Origin of the sequence: Brevibacterium antiquum (assembly GCF_016107655.1) — a bacterium.
In the GTDB taxonomy this organism is placed as follows: domain Bacteria; phylum Actinomycetota; class Actinomycetes; order Actinomycetales; family Brevibacteriaceae; genus Brevibacterium; species Brevibacterium antiquum.
Genome location: NZ_JABASX010000015.1, coordinates 1 through 17,241, shown reverse-complemented (window position 1 = coordinate 17,241; position 17,241 = coordinate 1). Strand labels below are relative to the sequence as shown.

13 protein-coding genes are annotated in these 17,241 nt (G+C 63.1%); 6 read left to right on the top strand and 7 right to left on the bottom strand.

Features of this window, described 5'->3' with window-relative positions; genetic code table 11:
- Positions 1-51: 51 nt before the first annotated feature.
- The gene (locus JFC13_RS18665) at positions 52-1,263 is read right to left on the bottom strand and encodes a hybrid-cluster NAD(P)-dependent oxidoreductase (RefSeq protein ID WP_198398530.1); all 1,212 of its coding nucleotides are present in this window, start codon (positions 1,261-1,263) and stop codon (positions 52-54) included.
- The gene (locus JFC13_RS18660; protein WP_198398529.1) at positions 1,263-2,630 is read right to left on the bottom strand and encodes an aromatic ring-hydroxylating oxygenase subunit alpha; all 1,368 of its coding nucleotides are present in this window, start codon (positions 2,628-2,630) and stop codon (positions 1,263-1,265) included. The genes JFC13_RS18665 and JFC13_RS18660 overlap by 1 nt, the downstream gene beginning before the upstream one ends.
- Positions 2,631-2,736: 106 nt before the next feature.
- On the opposite strand from JFC13_RS18660, the gene JFC13_RS18655 reads away from it, so the two are divergent.
- Complete coding sequence (locus JFC13_RS18655; protein ID WP_096178192.1) at positions 2,737-3,663, top strand: LysR family transcriptional regulator; 927 nt, start codon at positions 2,737-2,739, stop codon at positions 3,661-3,663.
- 10 nt (positions 3,664-3,673) lie between these two features.
- Here JFC13_RS18655 and JFC13_RS18650 read toward each other — a convergent pair whose 3' ends face one another.
- Positions 3,674-4,060 carry a hypothetical protein gene (locus tag JFC13_RS18650; RefSeq protein WP_096178190.1) on the bottom strand — a complete coding sequence of 129 codons (387 nt, stop codon included), beginning with the start codon at positions 4,058-4,060 and terminating at the stop codon, positions 3,674-3,676.
- A gap of 236 nt (positions 4,061-4,296) precedes the next feature.
- On the opposite strand from JFC13_RS18650, the gene JFC13_RS18645 reads away from it, so the two are divergent.
- Both JFC13_RS18645 and JFC13_RS18640 read left to right on the top strand, forming a co-directional pair.
- On the top strand, positions 4,297-5,229 hold the full coding sequence (locus JFC13_RS18645) for an ornithine cyclodeaminase family protein (RefSeq protein ID WP_096178187.1): 933 nt from the start codon (positions 4,297-4,299) through the stop codon (positions 5,227-5,229).
- The gene (locus JFC13_RS18640) at positions 5,226-6,635 is read left to right on the top strand and encodes an APC family permease (RefSeq protein ID WP_332839466.1); all 1,410 of its coding nucleotides are present in this window, start codon (positions 5,226-5,228) and stop codon (positions 6,633-6,635) included. Before JFC13_RS18645 ends, JFC13_RS18640 begins: the two co-directional genes overlap by 4 nt.
- Before the next feature lie 177 nt (positions 6,636-6,812).
- Here JFC13_RS18640 and JFC13_RS19565 read toward each other — a convergent pair whose 3' ends face one another.
- Positions 6,813-7,811 carry a hypothetical protein gene (locus tag JFC13_RS19565; RefSeq protein ID WP_232488798.1) on the bottom strand — a complete coding sequence of 333 codons (999 nt, stop codon included), beginning with the start codon at positions 7,809-7,811 and terminating at the stop codon, positions 6,813-6,815.
- Positions 7,812-7,986: 175 nt separating this feature from the next.
- Here JFC13_RS19565 and JFC13_RS18630 point away from each other — a divergent pair, with 175 nt between their 5' ends.
- Complete coding sequence (locus JFC13_RS18630; RefSeq protein WP_232488797.1) at positions 7,987-11,148, top strand: hypothetical protein; 3,162 nt, start codon at positions 7,987-7,989, stop codon at positions 11,146-11,148.
- A 60-nt stretch (positions 11,149-11,208) separates the two neighbouring features.
- On the opposite strand, the gene JFC13_RS18625 is transcribed toward JFC13_RS18630, so the two are convergent.
- Both JFC13_RS18625 and JFC13_RS18620 read right to left on the bottom strand, forming a co-directional pair.
- A complete protein-coding gene (locus JFC13_RS18625) occupies positions 11,209-12,540 on the bottom strand; it encodes a D-serine ammonia-lyase (protein ID WP_198398528.1) in 1,332 nt (443 codons plus the stop codon).
- A 96-nt stretch (positions 12,541-12,636) separates the two neighbouring features.
- Complete coding sequence (locus tag JFC13_RS18620) at positions 12,637-13,599, bottom strand: ABC transporter substrate-binding protein (RefSeq protein ID WP_198398527.1); 963 nt, start codon at positions 13,597-13,599, stop codon at positions 12,637-12,639.
- Between the two features lie 337 nt (positions 13,600-13,936).
- Here JFC13_RS18620 and JFC13_RS18615 point away from each other — a divergent pair, with 337 nt between their 5' ends.
- The gene (locus JFC13_RS18615) at positions 13,937-15,004 is read left to right on the top strand and encodes a siderophore-interacting protein (RefSeq protein ID WP_332839465.1); all 1,068 of its coding nucleotides are present in this window, start codon (positions 13,937-13,939) and stop codon (positions 15,002-15,004) included.
- Between the two features lie 13 nt (positions 15,005-15,017).
- On the opposite strand, the gene JFC13_RS18610 is transcribed toward JFC13_RS18615, so the two are convergent.
- A complete protein-coding gene (locus JFC13_RS18610; RefSeq protein WP_232488796.1) occupies positions 15,018-16,055 on the bottom strand; it encodes a DMT family transporter in 1,038 nt (345 codons plus the stop codon).
- An 82-nt stretch (positions 16,056-16,137) separates the two neighbouring features.
- Between JFC13_RS18610 and JFC13_RS18605 the strand changes: the two genes are divergently transcribed.
- A complete protein-coding gene (locus tag JFC13_RS18605) occupies positions 16,138-17,037 on the top strand; it encodes a LysR family transcriptional regulator (protein WP_198398525.1) in 900 nt (299 codons plus the stop codon).
- Positions 17,038-17,241 lie beyond the last annotated feature (204 nt).

The following is a 17,241-nucleotide window of genomic DNA, read 5'->3' as shown; positions in this document are numbered from 1 at the left end:
ATCCCCCGAGTGCAGAAGATCGTCGTCAGCATCGCCGTCGGCTGAGTTCAGTCACCGCTCCACAACGAGGTCACTCAAAGGCGTCGAACAGCAGGGCAGAAACTTCCCGGCCGCGATCTCCTTGGGGCGGATGCCTCCTGCGTGGTTCATCTCGACCTCGCCGCTGACCAGGACTGACTTGCAGGTTCCACACATTCCCTCTTCGCATGAAGACGGGAAGACCATACCGGCCTCGACTGCTGCGTCTAAAACCGTGGTCTCAGGATCGCATTCGACGTGCTTGCCGCTGCTCGTGAAGTCGATGCCGAATCTCCTCAGCGGAGACGAGCCGCACCCCGGCGGTGGACCGACAGCCTCCGCTGCCCGTCCCGGGGCTGTTCCGGTCGACGCCTCGGCTTCTGCGAACTGAGCCCGTTTGGCCAACCGCTCGGCTGGTGAGGTTGCGAAGACGAAGGACTCCTCGTGCACCCGGCTCCCCAGCACGCCGAGCTCGTCGAGCATCACTCGAACTGCGGCCATGTAATCGGCAGGACCGCAGACAAAGGTCTCACGATCTGCCAACTCGGGAACCACCTCGGCGAGGGTCTCGCAAGTGATGCGACCACGGCGACCGGCCCACACCTCAGCGGCGGAGTCTCTCGAGCACATCGTCACCACGCTCACGCCGGGGACCTCGGCCAGCTGCTCGAGTTCGAGCCGGAAGATGATGTCGGCCGGAGTGGCCGCGTTGTGGATGAGCACGATGTCGGTCTGGGCACCGGCGGACCGCGACAACAGGGACCTCACCATCGACATGATCGGGGAGAGGCCCGAGCCGCCGGAGACGAACAGGTGCTTCGCGGCCGGATGGAAACTGGTGCTGAACAGACCGTACGGACCGTCGACGTGGACCCGGTCGCCGACCCGGAGCACATCGTGCAGGTAGGTCGAGACCGCGCCGCCGTCCACGCGTTTGACGGTGAGAGTGAATGTGTTCGTCCCGAACGGCGCCGAGGCGATCGAATAGCAGCGCTCACACTCGAGTTCGGGGATGCGCACCGTCACGTACTGTCCGGGTTCGAAGTCGATCCGAGTCATCCAAGGGGCGAAGAGCTCGAAGCTTCTGACGTTGTGCGTGACCTCGGTGATGGACACGCATTCGACCATCCCGGTCAGTTCTGCGTCGGCATCGGGGGTTGCCGCGTCAGTGCCGGGGGCCGTCGCAGCATAGCCGGGAGCTGCCGCGTCAAAGTCGGCGTTCAGTGTCTCCTGGTAGATCGTCATCAGCTCTGTCCTCCCTGGTCAGCCTGCCGCACGTCGGTCTGCGCCCTGTGAGCCTGCAGCCGTTCGATGTACCACGTACAGAACTCTTCGAGGTCGCTCTCCGTAGGCGCATAGGGCCCCGGAACATAGGCTGGCGACGAAATCCCGCGGTGGGCCTTCGCGCACAGCGCCGCATCCTGCTCGTTCGTCTTCACCCACACAGTCGTGAGGTTCTCAACGTCATAGTCGACGCCTTCGACCGCATCCTCATGGACCAGCCAGGTCGAGCGCACCCGCGTAGTGTCGGGCCCCAGGGGGATGAGGGAGAAGGTGACCGCGTGGTCGCCCATGAAGTGGAACCAGGCGTTGGGCTGAGTGTGCATCGACAGTCGCCCCAGCTCAGGGGTATCGAGTTCACCGAGGAGTTTCGCCGAGGCGGCCCCGCCGTCCATCGTGTACGACTCCCCCTTTCCGTCGAGAGCCGCCCGTTCGATCCGGAAGCCGGTGGCTCGGCCGCTGAGCTCTGCGATGAGCTGCGTGGGCAGGTTATTGCGTTCGCTGTTGGTCTTCAGTCGCTCCTCGGCATCGAGGTAGCGCTGATAGGCGGGCTTGAGCCGCTTGGGAATCTCGTCCGGGGCGTAGCCATAGGTTGGGAAGAAGGTGCAGGTCAGCTCCGGGTGCCCGGCCTCGCAGTGATAGCACTCGCGGTTGTTCTCCATGACGAGCTTCCAATTGGCGTGCTCGATGAGATCCACCTGGGCGGCGACCTTGGTCTTACCCAGGGCGTGCGGTTCGATGTAGGGCGAGATCCGATCGGCCACCTCGGCGAAGTCCTCCGGAGGATTCTGCGCCAGGCAGATGAAGACCAGGCCGGCGACGACACGGACGCTGACCGAGCGCAGGGAGAAGCAGGTCCGGTCGAAGCCGGGAGCCTGGACGCCAGCGGACATGAGGTCACCCTCGGGTGAATAGGTCCACTGGTGGTAGCTGCAGACGATATTGCCCACGGACCCGTTGGTCTCGGACAGGAGGCGAGCGCCTCGGTGGCGGCAGACGTTGTGGTGGGCGCGGATCTCCTCGTCGTCATCGCGGATGATGATGACCGAATAGTCGCCGATGTCGATGGTGACGAAATCGCCGGGCTCGGGCACCTCGGCAGCTGCCGCTGCGAAGATCCATGTCGCGGCGAATACCGCGTCGATGTCCCTGCGATAGAACTCATCGGAGAGGTAGAACGGGGCGTCAAGACAGTACCCTGACCGACGCTCGTCGATGAGCCGGTCCGGGTCGAAGGTCCCGGTGCCACCAGCACCTGCGCCGGTGCCGACGTGGTTGGTCCGGGGGTCGACAGAGGTCGTCCGGTTCTGGGTTTCGGGTGCCAAAGTCATCGGTATCACCGCCTCGCTGCGATTGCTGTTGCCTAGTGCCAGTGTCCGTCGGAAAACCTACGAAGAAAAGCGAATCTTTTTCGACTCGATCGTGCAATAATATTGCATGATCGATCATCGTCTTCAGGTGCTTCGCATCCTCGCCGAGGTCGGGACCCTCACCGAGGCCGCGCACCGTCTCGGCTACACTCCGTCTGCGGTGTCCCACCAGCTGCGATCTCTGTCGAAGGATCTCGGGCTGACCATCCTGGAACAGCGAGGACGAGGCCTCGTCCTCACCCGAGCGGGCCAGCTCCTACTCGAACGGACACAGGAGCTCTTCACTCGCTGGGAGGAGATCAGCGGAGAGCTCGCCGAAGCCGATTCCGGCTCTCCCCTGCGGCAGAGGCGACTGCGCCTGTGCGGCTTCTCGACTGCCGCGGCGGCACTGCTGCCACCGACTGCGGAGAGGGTGAACGAGCTGTTCCCCGATTCGCAGGTCACCATCATCGAGGCCGAACCAGAGGAGTGCTTCGAACTCCTCGTCACAGAGCAGGCCGATATCGCCGTCGTCGTGGCCACAGACCCACTGCCGCCGCGCAGCGACATCCGATTCGAGCAGAATGCGCTGGTCAGCGACCGGCTCGACCTCCTCGTCCGCAGCGATCACCGCCTGGCGACCCGGTCCGCGGTGCTCCTCAGCGAAGCCGCGGAGGAGAGCTGGATCCTCGACCGTCCCGGTTCGCCCTACTATCGTCTCGTGCGCACCGCCTGCGCCGCGGCCGGCTTTTTCCCCGAGAACGCACACCAGTCACGGGAGTGGGAGACGGGTGCCGCGCTCGTCTCCGCCGGGCTGGGAGTCGCGCTCATCCCCCGGCTGGCCAGGCTGCCTGAGGGCTACGATGTGGCCCGCGTACCCTTGCGCGGCGATCCGGTTCCGTCCCGGAAGATCCTCACCGGGTTGCGAAGCGGGTCTGCCGGCCAGCCGATCATCGCGGCCGCGCTCGAGATCCTCCACGAGGTCGCCGCCTCGGTGGCTCAGCGCGGGGTGTGACGGCAGGGCCTCACCGGTACGTGGGCCAGCCCATGGCCGCGTGCCTGATGCGACGACGCTTCTTCGCGGTGCGGACCGCGAGGACGATTCCGGTGACGAGAGCCGCCAGTGACATCACGCCCACGATGACTGCGGTAATGACGAAACCGGAGGCGAAGTCATTGAAGGCATCGACGTTGCCGCCACCACCGAGCAGGAACAGCACTCCGGGAATCATGATGATTCCGATCGCCAGCAGCACTCCGAGGGCTCCCGCCACAATGAGCAGAATCCCCGGAACCACCGAGGGCAGCCGCGGCATGAGGTACTGCGGGGCAGCGTTCGGCGACATCGGGTGCTGTGCCACCGGGTGCCGCGGCACCGGCTGCTGCGGCATTCCGAAATTCTGCTGAGCCATCGTCGCATTCGCCCTTCGCCCTCAACCGGCTGACCACCAGTCTTCGACCGTTGACCATTGTCGCTGTCCATCGTAGCCGCGCCTCGACGCTGGACAGCCGTGCTCATGTGACGAGATGGTGACGCGCTCACCCGGACTTTCGCATCCTGAAGAGCATTCACACGCCGACCGGGGGTGGCATAAGGTCGATTGCAAGAAGCCAGCCCCAGGGCTAATCACGAAGGATGTGCACACCGATGGACGAAGTGAAGAACCTCGATGCCGAAGCTGTCTTCGCCGCACTCTCCCCCGCCGAGGCGGTCGCCGCCCTGCGTGCAGCGTTGACGAGCGATTTCGACCCCGCCGATGACATCCCGCGCACGATCACCGACATCTCCGCCGGGAACATGATCTTCATGCCCTCGGAGATCGGCGACTGGGTCGGGGTCAAACTCGCCGGCGTCTCCGTCGGCAATCCCGAACGCGGCCTCCCCCGAATCATGGCCCAGTACCTCATGTACGACAGCGCAACCCTCGAGCTGCGGACCGTCATCGATGGTGCAGCGCTGACGACCCTGCGCACCCCGGCGGTCTCCGTCGCTGCGATCGAACCTGCCCTGACCAGGTTCACTCAGCCGGTCAATGTCGTGGTCTTCGGCGCCGGCCCGCAGGGTGTGGGGCATGCCGACACGATCGCTGATGTCCTCGATGTCGAGCTCGCAGATGTCGTCTTCGTCGTCCGCTCCCCCGAACAGGTCACGTCCGATGTCCGTGACCGCGGCAGGGTGCTGCAAGCGCAGACCGCCGAGGTGGACTCAGCACTGCGCGCCGCCGACATCATCGTCACCGCCACCACCGCGAGCGAACCCCTGTTCTCAGCAGATCTCGTCAAGCCCGGTGCTGTGATCATGGCGTGCGGATCCCACGATCCCCATTCGCGTGAGCTGCCACCTGAACTCTTCACCTCGGCGATGGTGATAGTTGAAGACCTCAGCACAGTGCTGCGGGAGGGCGGGGACGTCGTCCTCGCGATCTCCGACGGGGCACTGGACGCGGATTCGCTCGTGACGATGAAGCGCTTCAGCAACGGCGAGATCAGCGCCGAGGCGGACCAGACCGTCATCTTCAAGGGCTCAGGCATGTCGTGGGAGGACCTGGCCGTGGCCACGGAACTGGCAGGCAAAGCGTGAGCACGTCTGCCGAAGGATCCGACGGGTCCACAGGCGCCACAGGATCCTCTGGGGCTTCAGGGTCCTCTGGGGCCGCAGGGAAATCGGGCGAACTTCGCCGCAGCATCGGATTGACCGAACTCGTCTTCATCGGCCTGGTGTTCATCGGACCGGCGGCCGCGGTCGGCGTCTTCGGCACGCTCGACGCGAACTCGGGCGGTGCCGTTGCGCTCGTCTATATCGTGGCCACGATCGTCATGTCGTTCACTGCGGTCAGCTATATGCGGATGTCACGGGAGATTCCGCGGGCAGGCACGGTCTTCGCCTACGCCTCGGCGGGGATCGGTCCGCGTGCGGGATTCACCGCTGGATGGATGATCCTCCTCGACTACCTGTTCATTCCGTCCGTGGCGTATCTGTTCACGGGCATCGCTCTGAATTCGATCTTTCCGAGCATTTCCGTCTGGCTGTTCACCGGCATCGCCGTCATTCTCACCACCGGTCTCAACCTTGCCGGCGTGAAGATCGCCTCGCGGGTGATCACGCTGGTGGTGGTCATCGAAGTGCTCGTGCTCGGGTTGGTCCTCGTTCTCGGCGTCATCTATCTGGCGGCCAACGGGCCCAGCCGAAATTGGCTGTCCCCGCTGACGGGCGTCGGCGCGTTCTCGATCACCGCGGTTCTGGCCGCGGTGTCCGTGGCTGTTCTGTCCTATCTCGGCTTCGATTCTCTGGCGACATTCGCCGAGGAGGCCAAGGGCGGGCCGAAGATCGTCGGTCGCGCCACCTTGGTCTGCCTTGTTCTGGCAGGCGTCTTCTTCGTGGCGCAGACCTGGGTGGGCAGTCTGCTCTCGCCGTTGTCTCCTGCCGAGCTGCAGGCAAATCCTGAGCTGGAGGGCGCAGCGTATTACGATGCCGTCGATGCCACCCTCGGGACCTGGGTGCACTGGCTGCTGGCCCTGGCCAAGGCCGTCGGTGCGGCGTTCTCCGCCATGATCGGACAGGCCGCCGGTTCACGCATCCTGATGGACATGGGCCGCAACGGTCAGGTGCCGAAGTTCCTTGGTCAGGTGTCCCCGCGGACCGGTGTCCCGTGGAAGGGAATCCTCGTCGCAGCCGTCGGCAACGTCATCGTCGCCGGATGGGCCACGACCCGTGCTGACGGTCTCGACCAGCTGACATCCATCGTCAACGTCGGCGCTCTGAGCGCGTTCATCTTCGTGCAGGCCTCGGTGGTCGGATACTTCCTCGTCAAACGCCAGGGTTCCGAGACCCCGAGCTGGTTCACGCATGGGGCGATTCCGATCATCGGCGCCGTCCTGCTCGCCATCGTCCTCGTCAGCGCGAATCCGCTGGCCCTGATCTTCGGTGCGGTGTGGCTGGCCATCGGTATCGTCGTTTATCTGGTGCGCAACCGCCGACGGGCCTGACTGCGCAGACGGGCCCGACTGCTGGTCGGAGTCTGACTGCCGGGCCCAGCCTCGACCGGGCAGTGTCGAGTTCAGGCAGTGTCGAGTTCAGGCAGTGTCACGGTTAGTCAGTGTCACGGTTAGTCAGTGTCACGGTTAGTCAGTGTCACGGTCAGTCAATGCCAGGCAGTATCACGGTCAGTCTTGGAGACGGGTTGTGCCATCGATCCCACCTGAGGTGTTGAGCTGCTTGGCATAGCAGTAGTCGGCGCCAAGACCGTGCGATGAGCACCAGGACAGCGCCTCCTCTGGATCGTCGTATCCGATACCCACGACCGTGACCCAGAAGTCATCTTCTTTGAAGCTGGCGAAATCACCAGACCACACCAGTTGCACGCGAGGGAACTCCTCCCGCAACTCTTGGTGTTCGGCGAGGATGTCCTTTTCCTTCCAGGTCTTTCCTTCGGCCTCAAGACCCAGCTTCTTCGAACTCAGCTGCGGCACCCATTTCCCGTTGAGGTCGGCCTTGACGCTGGGTCTGTCGCTTTCGATCAGCTGCTCAAGTGCCTTCGCAGGGTCATCCGACAGGGCCGGTGATTCCGAGGGATCGGGACTCTCTGAGGGGCCTTGGCTTGATGAGGCCTCGCTTCCCGGGCTCGTCGCCTCCGATGAGGCGGGTGCGGCGACCGTGTCACCGTCGGAGTCATTGCCGAACAGAGTAGCTGCGCCCCATCCGATTCCGAGAGCGACAACGACGATGAGAACCACGCCCATCGCGATAAGCCCTCTCCGGCTGCGGGACTTCCCAGCCGGTGCGGCGGGATAAGGCCCTTGCGCATATTGGGCATTGGAGTTCTGTGCCGGCGCCGGCTGGTGCTGTGGATGCTGTTGGTGCTGTGGATGCTGTTGATACTGACCCGGTGAGGCCTGCGCCGAAGCGGATTCGCTCTGCGGGCGCTTCGGCCTGGGGTACGGGGGTGTGGTGGGAGCCGCAGGAGGCCCTTCGCCCAAACCATTGCTGGCACGCTCTTCCGGCTGACTCCAGCCAGTATTGGCCTGTTGGTTCCAGCCCGATTCCGACTGCTGATTCCACCCTGTGTTGGGCTGCTGCGGAGGGTTCGCCCCGCGTCCTTGCTGACCGTTGCCGTTCCACGCAGGGTCGCGACCACTCCCGGGTGGAGGTGGATTCTCACTCATCAGCGGCTCTCGATCCTTCTTTGCGAAATGAGTCCTTGAGGACAACTTCCATGGTTTAACAAGCCTATTATAGGATTGCCACTACAAAATGAATATGCGGTCGCATATTGGCTTATATCCAAATACACACCCCTCGCCTGCATCGAAGCAGACCCACACGGATGAAGGACCACTCATGAGCGACTCCTCTCACGACGCCAAAGACAACGGAGCCGCAGAAGAGTCGGACAGCACTGCCGCCGGGTTTGACTCGGACAACGACGACCCGGACTCCACAGCGCGATTCGCTCCTGGCTGGAACCAGACCAACCAGCAGCAGTCCCACCTCTATGACTCAGAACCGCAGGCGCATTCCCCATCTCCATCCCCTTCTCCAGGGATGGGATCACCCCACCCGAGCCCGGACTCCCCTGCCTCTAGCCAGGGCTCGCCATATCCTGCGTACGGTGCTCCCCACGGGCAGCAGCATCCCGACCCGAACTCGTACTACTCTCACTCGGGCAATCAGACGAATGGGTTCCCGGGAAGCCAACCGAGTGGATACCCCGGCAGCCAACCCGGTGGGCACATGGGCAGCCAGCCCGGCGGCCACCTCGGCGGTCAGCCGCAAGGAGTTCCCTATCCTCAGCCTCCCCAATACCCTCAGCCTCAGATGTCTCCGTCGGCGGCGAAGTACCTGTCTGCGTTGAGCCAGGGAGCCACATGGCGCAGCGCCCTGATCCCGCCTGGGCTGGCCCTGCTGGCTGGAATCATCGTCTCGATCATCATCTCGGCGCTGCTCACCTCGATGAGCGACTTCACCACTCTCGCTGAAGAGACCGGTTTCAACACCGACGGAATCAGCTACGCGCTGCCCTTCGTCCTGCTGGCAATGTCCCTGTTCGGTTCGGCTGTATTCCGCTTCAACGTGCAGGCCGGAGACATGGGTCAGGCGTCGGGCAGCCTCTTCGCCTCGGGAGCACCGCTGCTCATCACCATCATCGTCATCGGTGTGCTGTGGTGGTTCACGAAGCGCAGCGAGCTCAAATCGCCGTCACCCAATCGCGGCGTCACCTGGATCCGCATCGGGATCACGACCTTGTCGATGGCTTTCGTTCTGCTTCTTCTCGAACTGATCTTTGCGGCGCGCTTCTCCATCACAGAAAGCGGCGGGGTGGTCGATCTCGAGTTCTCCGCCGTGACCGTCCGTTCGTTCTTCCTGCCGCTGCTCACCGTCCTCATCACCAGCATCTGCGCAAGGATCGCCGGGCACTTCAAGGGCAGCGAGGCCATCGGTGCTCCCTTCCTGCGGTGGCTCGTCCCGCCCATTCTCGTGACGTGGACCCACCTCATCGTCGCCACCCTTGCCCTATCGATCGTCGCAGTCTTCATCATTCCGCTGTCCTTTGACTTGCCCTGGCAGACGATTCCAGCGCTCTTCATCAATGTGGGTCTGATCCTCACCATGCTTGTCCACCTCGGCGGAGTCAGCGCCTCGGCTCAGGGAGACATGATGGGCTTCGACTCCGGCGGATTCTCGGAGTCACTGACCATCTTCAGCCGCGAGGCACCCGGGCAACTGTGGATCGGGCTGCTGGCGGTCGTGGCCGCCGTCCTTGTCGCAACCCTTGTCGCCACCGTGACTCGCCGTCCCTATTGGACAGTCGCCGGCGAGGACAAGGCGCAATGGTCCACTGCGTGGAAGATTCCGTTGGCGTTCTGCGCTATCTGGGGACTGGTCTCCGTGTTGGCCGTCCCCCTCCGCATCCATCTGGAGGGCTCAGCCGCGGCTGCAACGATGTTCAACGACTTCGGCACCGCCCGCGCCGGTGTCGGCCCTCTGGCCTGGTCGTTCCTCCTCTTCGCACTCTGGGGCGTTGTCATCGAGGTTCTGTCAAGGACCCTCGGCCCGCGGCTTGTCCTGACTGTTCCGGCCGTCGCGAAATTCTTCGCTGGACGGGCCGTCCACCCACACTGGGGCCAGGCGCTGGGCATGAGCGAACCACGCCATCCCCTCATCCATCCAGATGCCGTCGCTGGCCGTGGTGCCGGAGCCGGCATACCAGCCGCCGGAGCTGGTGCCGTTGCTGGTGCGGGTGCGGGGGCCGGGGCCGCTGCTTCGGCCTACCCAAGCGTCCCGCAGTCAGGGCCCTCGGCGCACGCAGACCCTGGTGCCTATCCACCTGCAGCGGAACCTGGCGCGTATCCATCTGCAGGTGCTGCCTATCCGATGTCCGCTCCCCCGAACGGTGCCTATGCAGGGGCCGGCTCGCCCGCACCTCCCGGAACCGCACCTGCCCAACCCTTCAACAAGAAGAAGGCGACTCTGGTCGGGGTGATCAGCGGCTCGGCGGTACTCGCATTCGTCGCGGCACTCATCGTCGTCACGCAGGTCAACGGGAACACGTTCAGCCCCGAGGCCGCCGTTGAGAAGTATTTCTCCGAACTCTCCGATGGCGATGCCGAGGGCGCGCTGAAGATGGCCGATGTCGACGTGCCCACCGAGCAGCGGCAGCTGCTGACGAACGACGTCCTCGGTGCCGCAAAGGCCCTGCCGAAGGACGTCACCGTCGAAGATGCCGATGTCAACGGGAACTCGGCGACAGTGACCGCGACCTACGACGTCGGAGGAAGCAAGGGCACGACAAGTTTCTCTCTGCACAAGGCGGGCAAGAAGGCACTGTTCTTCGACGATTGGAGGCTGCAGGCGCCCGAGCTCTTCTCCCTCTCCGTCGAGACTCCCGGTTTGAGCAAGGTCAAGATCAACGGCATCGATATCGAAACCAGTGAATCCGGCCTCGCCCTTCCCGCTTTCCCGGGAATGTACACCATCGGGCTCTCCGAAGAGACCGACCTGGTATCTGCAGACGAGATCGAGGCCCGAGCGTTCTTCGCCGAGGAAGGCGACATGGAAGGGTACGAGCCTGCGCTGCTCGCGGCCCAGCCCACCGATGCCTTCCGCACCGAGGTGAACAAGCAGGTCAAGACTCTCATCGACAGCTGCGCCAAGAAGACCGTCGCTCAGCCCGATGGTTGCCCCTTCGGCTCGTACAGCGCTGAGAGCTACGACGCGACGAACATCAAATGGTCGATCTCCTCGTATCCGACGGCAATCGTGGGCGATCCGTCGGGCGAAGGCTACTTCGACCCTGAGGGATCCACCGGGCCCAACGGCGGACCCGCCTGGCCGATCTCGACAGAGACGACAGGCGAGGCGTTTGTGACGGGAAAGTACGACTCGTTCTTCGATGAATCAGACACCTTTGACGACACGGTGACGTTCTCGGTCGACGGCACCGCTGAGATCGTCGACGGCAAGGTCGTGATCAACATCGAGGGCGACCCGTACGACTTCTGATCAGGGCCGGGTCGCTCCGGTCAGGGCTGGCTCGCTCTACTCACGGTTGGGTGGCACTGCTCAGGGCTGGATCGTCGACAGCAGGTTCAGCCCCTCAGCCACATAGTGTTCGCGCTCCTCGCTGGGCACCATGGCCCCTCCGGTCACCCAGACCAAGTGAGTGGCATCGGCATAGCGCGACCCCTCGCCGAGGTGGTCCATCGTTCGCCAGGGAACGGTCAGTCCCGCCGTCGCCGAAGGCTCGACATCGAGCCCTTCGGTCTGGTGGAGCACACCGACGCCCGCCTTGATGGCCTCGTCGGAGACAGTGGCGAATCCGGAGATCAGCGGGCTGATGACCGGACCGATGAAGCGCGAGGGGCGCGCCACAGCCAAACCGTCGGCGGCCGTGGCCCCGCTGAGGCCGATGTCCTGGACGCAGATCTCGCTGTGCAGACCGGTACGAACCCCGAGGAACATGGCGGGTGCTTGGCTCGGCTCCACGAAGATGCAGTGCACATCGTCACCGAAGACTTGTTTGAGTCCATAGGTCACGCCGCCGGGGCCGCCGCCGATCCCGCATGGCAGGTAGACCACGAGCGGATGCTCGGCATCCACCCTCACGTCAGCGGACTCGAACTGCTCCTTCAGCCGCAGCGCTGCGACGGAGTAGCCGGCGAAAAGGCTGCGCGAGTCCTCGTCGTCGACGAAATGCGTCCGCGGTGCGCCTTCCGCCGAGGCTCGCCCCGCCGTTACTGCTGCCACGAAGTCACCGGAGTGTTCGACCACGTCGACACCGTGGCTGCGCAGCAGCTCCTTCTTCCACTCTCTGGCATCCGCAGACATGTGCACCGAGGCGGCGAAGCCGAGTGCCGCACTGAGAATGCCGATCGACAGTCCCAGGTTTCCGGTGGAGCCGACGACGATCCGGTGGGTTCCGGCGAGCGCATGAAATTCCTCGGCGCTGTAAGTGGCGGGATCGTTCGGGTCCAGTCCGTGGCCGGCGGCGACCGCCTCGGCGTATTCGAGGACCTCGTGGAAACCTCCACGGGCTTTGATCGATCCGCTGATCGGAAGAGCGTCGTCGCGTTTGAGCCACAGTCTGCCGGGCAGTTCGGTACCGAAGCGCTCGTTGAGATCCGCCTGCGCAGCATCGGCAGGGACGAGCGGGGATTCGATGATTCCCCGTGCAGGCGCGGTTTCCGGGAAGGTTTCGGCGAACCACGGGGCGAATCGCTCGAAACGCTGTGCTGCGCGGTGCATGAGGCCAGGATCAACCTTCATGTCTCGCAGAACCACCTCGGCGAGGGACAGATCATGACGGGTCCAGGTCGTCGGCGCACCTGCCGCCAATGCCCGGACGACCGGGTCATCGGCATCGAACTCAGAATCGGAATCTGTGTGTGGGGTCATGCCTTCACGCTCCGCTTCGTGACTGGAGATGGTTCTTCATTTCAGCCTAACCTCTCCGGTCGAGGCCCCCGGTGAGTCAACCTGGTGATCTGGGGGTCAGTCCTTATGGATGTCCTTCGCGCCCTCCAGCACGTCCGCGAGTTCACCGAGCCATTTCGTGTAGCCGTCGTAGGTATAGGCCCGCTTGTCGTCCCAGGTACCGAGCTGATCATGTTCGACCGGAAGCAGGCTCTTGAAGATGGGGTTGTTCTCGTAATCGGCCGAGGCATCGTGGATGAGCATGACATCAGACGGATAGTCGCTGATCTTCTCCCATGAGACTTCAGCCCAGCTACTGTCTGCTCCCGAATCAGGGCCCACGAGGTGAAGCCCATCCTCGGCGAGCATCGACGCGACCCCGAGTTCTTTGGCGGTGTAGATGCTCTCGCGGCTGAAGTTCGCCAGGAGAACTGTCAGCTCTTCTTTGTCGGCGGCGATGTCCCGGATGCGCTGTCGAGCGTCTTCAAACTCCTGACGCTGCTCCGCGATCGCTCCGGTTTCAGTGTCTTTCCCCAGCGCCTGTGCAATCGCGGCGTACTGAGCGAACATGTCATCCGGGGTTCCCCCGGAGAGCTTGACCGGAACGAATGGGGCCAGCGAGCCTACCTGCTCCGTGAGCTTGTCTTCCCACCAGGTCCAGCCGTCACCCTTCTCGTTGCCGTAGGCGATGACGATATCGGGGTTGGTCGCCGCAAGTGCCTCGAGATCGAGTTCCATATCGGTGCCGACGACCTGGACTCCCGTCTGATCGAAGGATTTTCCGGGTGACTCATTCTGGCCGAAGCCGTAGACCGCCACCGGCTTGATTCCATAGGGAGCCAGCGCCGCAGCAGAGTAGAAGTCCATTGCGATCCGTTCGACCGGCCGATCCAGTGTGATGGTGACATCGTCATAGCCTTCCGGGGAGTAGGAGAATCCTGAATCACCGGACCTCGCGGCAGCCTCGCTGTCCGGGTTGCCGCATGCGACAAGGGCGAATGGGGCGAGTGCAGACAGTGCGAGCAGTTGGCGGCGGCGCATGGGTGACCTTCCGGGTTTGTCAGAGATGAAGTCTTCGTCGACTGTGGCGTTGCTGTCGGTGTGGCATAGCTGTCAGCGAGGCGTTGCCGTCGCAGGTGAAGAAGTGGATGTCGAATGAAGTTCAGAGCGCAATTCGTGCGGATCGCTCATCGTTGACCTCCAGTGAACGAGGCAAACACCGTCCAGCTGTGAACACATTAGCATTATTTGGAGAGGCTACCCTTACCAATATGGCGTAGACTCGTTGATGAAGGTCGTACACTCACGCTGCAGGCAGCTTCGCCCTGCAGTCGTCCATACCGTGCTCTCCGTCGCAACGGGGACCGAAGGAGCATCCGTGCCACAAGCACCCATTGCCGCTTTTGAAGCCACTGTCATCAAGATCGAGGATCTCAGCCCTGTGTTCCGTCGCATCACCTTCGGCGGCCCGGGTCTGGATGATTTCGGGGTCAGCGGCCATCCGCGCGACCTGCGGTTCAAGCTCATCATCCCTTCTGCGGGCAAGACGGAACCCGAGTTCGATCTTCTCCGATTCCTCGATGAACAGGATCCGGAGTCCGGCCTCTCGTGGTATCAGGCGTGGTTGCAGATCGACCCGGCGATCCGAGGTGCCATGCGCACCTACACTGTGCGCGAGTGGCGCGAAGATGTTCGCGAACTCGTTGTCGATATGGTTCTCCACTTCGATGGCCAGGGGCATTCGGGTCCAGCCGCCGCGTGGGCCCAATCCGCGCAGCTCGGCCACCGCCTGCACATCATCGGGCCGTCCCGCCACGCAGAAGGCCCCACCGCAGGGATCGAATTCGCGCCCGGAGATGCAGACAACATCTTGCTCGCCGGCGACGAGACAGCAGTCCCTGCCATCGCCTCGATCCTCGAGTCCATCAAGGATTCCGGGGCGCAGGGCAAAGCATTCCTCGAAGTCCCGACAGCCGAGGATGTTCTCGACCTCGACGCTCCCGTGGGATTCGAGATCGAATGGCTGCCCCGCGGCGACGCCGATCACGGGGAACTGCTCGAACCAGCCGTCCGTGATGCTGTCCGTGTCGAGGACACGGCTCTCGCCGAAAAGAAGGTCCTCGCTGAGTTGATCGCATCGGGCGGCACTTCAGTCGTTAAATCGCGTGGCGTTTCGGACACAGGCACAGCAAGCATTTGGCCGGTCGAACTCGAGGACATCAACATCGACGAGGCGATCCTCTGGGACGTACCGACTGCCCTGACTCAGGCGGCCCAAGGCAGCTCGAGCAATACCCAAAAGGATTCTCGTCCGTTCTACGCCTGGATTGCCGGCGAGGCCGGGCCCGTCAAGCGACTGCGTCGCTACCTCGTTCAGGAAGTCGGTGTCGATCGTCATCAGATCGCCTTCATGGGCTACTGGCGGCAGGGCAAAGCCGAGGGCTGAGCAGCCGAATCGATCAGTCGAGTGATTGCTCGGTCCGCAGCAGGTGCTTCGCGGACGAGCGAAGCATCTGCGGGACAATTGCGAATGCCGCGCCAATGAGGCACATGACCCCACCGACGGCCGCCAGCGGCGGTGGGACTTCGCCCAGGGCGAGCCATGCCAGAACAACGACGATCGCGGGAACGAGCAGGCTCGAGGAGCTCAGCACCCCAGCGGGCAGAAAGCGAATCGCATAACCCCACAGGTTGAAAGCGATCGCAGTCGGTACGACGCCGAGATAGATGACCTGAATGGTGATGTCCATTGGCGCGTGAGCCACCTCGGTGATCAAGGCAGGCGTGAAGATCAGGCACGCGATCGTTCCAGCCACGATTCCGGTCCACGTGACAGTCACCGAATCGTCACGTGACAGAAAATGCTTCTGCAGCAGAACACTTGCCGCGTAGAGGATGGCGGCTGCCAGACTGAGCAGAAGACCGCCGATCGTAACGACTCCCGAGAAGCTCGCAATCGTGATCAGAACGATGCCTGCCAGGGACACCGCGATTCCGATGATGAGCTTCGCAGGAAGGCCCTCGCCGAGGAACAGTCCCGCAAATATCGCGACGATCAACGGTGCGATGTTCACGATCATGGCGGCTGTTCCCGCATCTATCGAACGCTCTGCGGCGTTGAGAATCACCGTGTATCCGGCGAACCATGCAACTCCCCAGATGAGAGTGATCATCCAAGTCAGCTTAGTGGTCGGAAACTTCGGCCGCCGGAAGAGCATCCACGCAGAGAGCACGACCGCGGCCGCGCCCATTCTCAGCAACGACATCGGCCCCGGTGTGTAGTGAGCAGCCGCATCTCGGATGACCACGAAGGAAGAGGCCCAGAAGATCATCGTCAACAGCGCCGCGATCCACGGCATGGCCCGAGGAGACCTCGCCGTCTGCTGCTGTGCTGGAGTCGCCGTCTGAGCCAGTGCGGGAGTAGCCGCCTGAATCTGTGCGGGAGTTGCCGCCGTCTGAGCCTGGGCGCTGTCTCCGCTGGCCGAGTTGTTCTTCATGACCTCGATTATTCTTGTCTGGACCATCGAAGAAAAGCGCACATCATTGCACATCTGTACGTATTCTTCGTACAGTTGTGCAATGAGCACTGTCATTCAGCTCCAGTCCCTGAAGTCGGTCGCTGCCACAGGTTCGGTACGCTCAGCGGCACAGCACCTCGGACTTTCACCTTCGGCCGTCAGCCACCATCTCAAGCTGCTCGAACAGGACATGGGCCTCACCCTGTTCCAGAGGCACGGCCGGGGCCTGTGCCTGACCGAGACCGGCTCGGCCCTGATGGGAGAAGTCGATGGCGTCCTCGAGTCGTCAAGCCGCCTGCAGCAGCGCGTGATGGATCTGAAGGACAGCCGAGTCGACCGCCTTTCGATCGGATACTTCAGCACCGCGGGCAACCGATGGATGCCGGAGCTGGTCCTTTTCCTCGAGCACAGATTCCCACATATGGCAGTCCAGCTCAATCTGGATGAGGGTGCGTGGCACGAAGACCGATCCGACATCCAGATCATCATCACCGAGACCAAAGATCCGGCGTTCCCGCCCGAGATCAACAGCAGTTTTCTCCTTGAGGATCCGTACGTCGTCGCCGTACCAGCGGATCACGAGCTCGCCACGCGCAAAGAGGCCTCGTTGGCAGAGATTGAGAGCTACTCGTGGATCGACAACGACAAGGGCGAGGGGCCGTGCAGAACAATCCTCTTCGATGCCTGCGCTCGGGCCGGCGTTCAGGTGCACTTCAAACATGAGGCGCATACCTTCGTTGCCGCACTCCACATGGTCAGCCGCGGTCTGGGCATCACCTTGCTGCCGCGCCTAGGGATCGACCAACTGCCAGAAGGAGTGGCCATCATTCCCCTGGCCGCGCCCGAGCCGATTCGCTATGTCCACGCACTCAGCGATTTGGGCCATCCGCAGCAAGGCGTCATCAACGATGCGATCACTGCACTTCGTGAACTCGCCAGCGATGAAGCCGTGATCCGGTAGAGCCAGGAAGGTTTGATTCGGTGAAAGTCCTACCAGACAGATGCGCAATTGAGTCGATCCTGCAGAAGTTGAATCAGTCGTTGAAGAGTGTGTCGATGACTTCTTGAGCCACGAACCTCGCATGCAATACCGGCCGCCTGGCCGGATCAATCGATGCCGGGGGCACCCACGCAGGCCTGCCGTCTTTGAGCATCACTGTCTCCC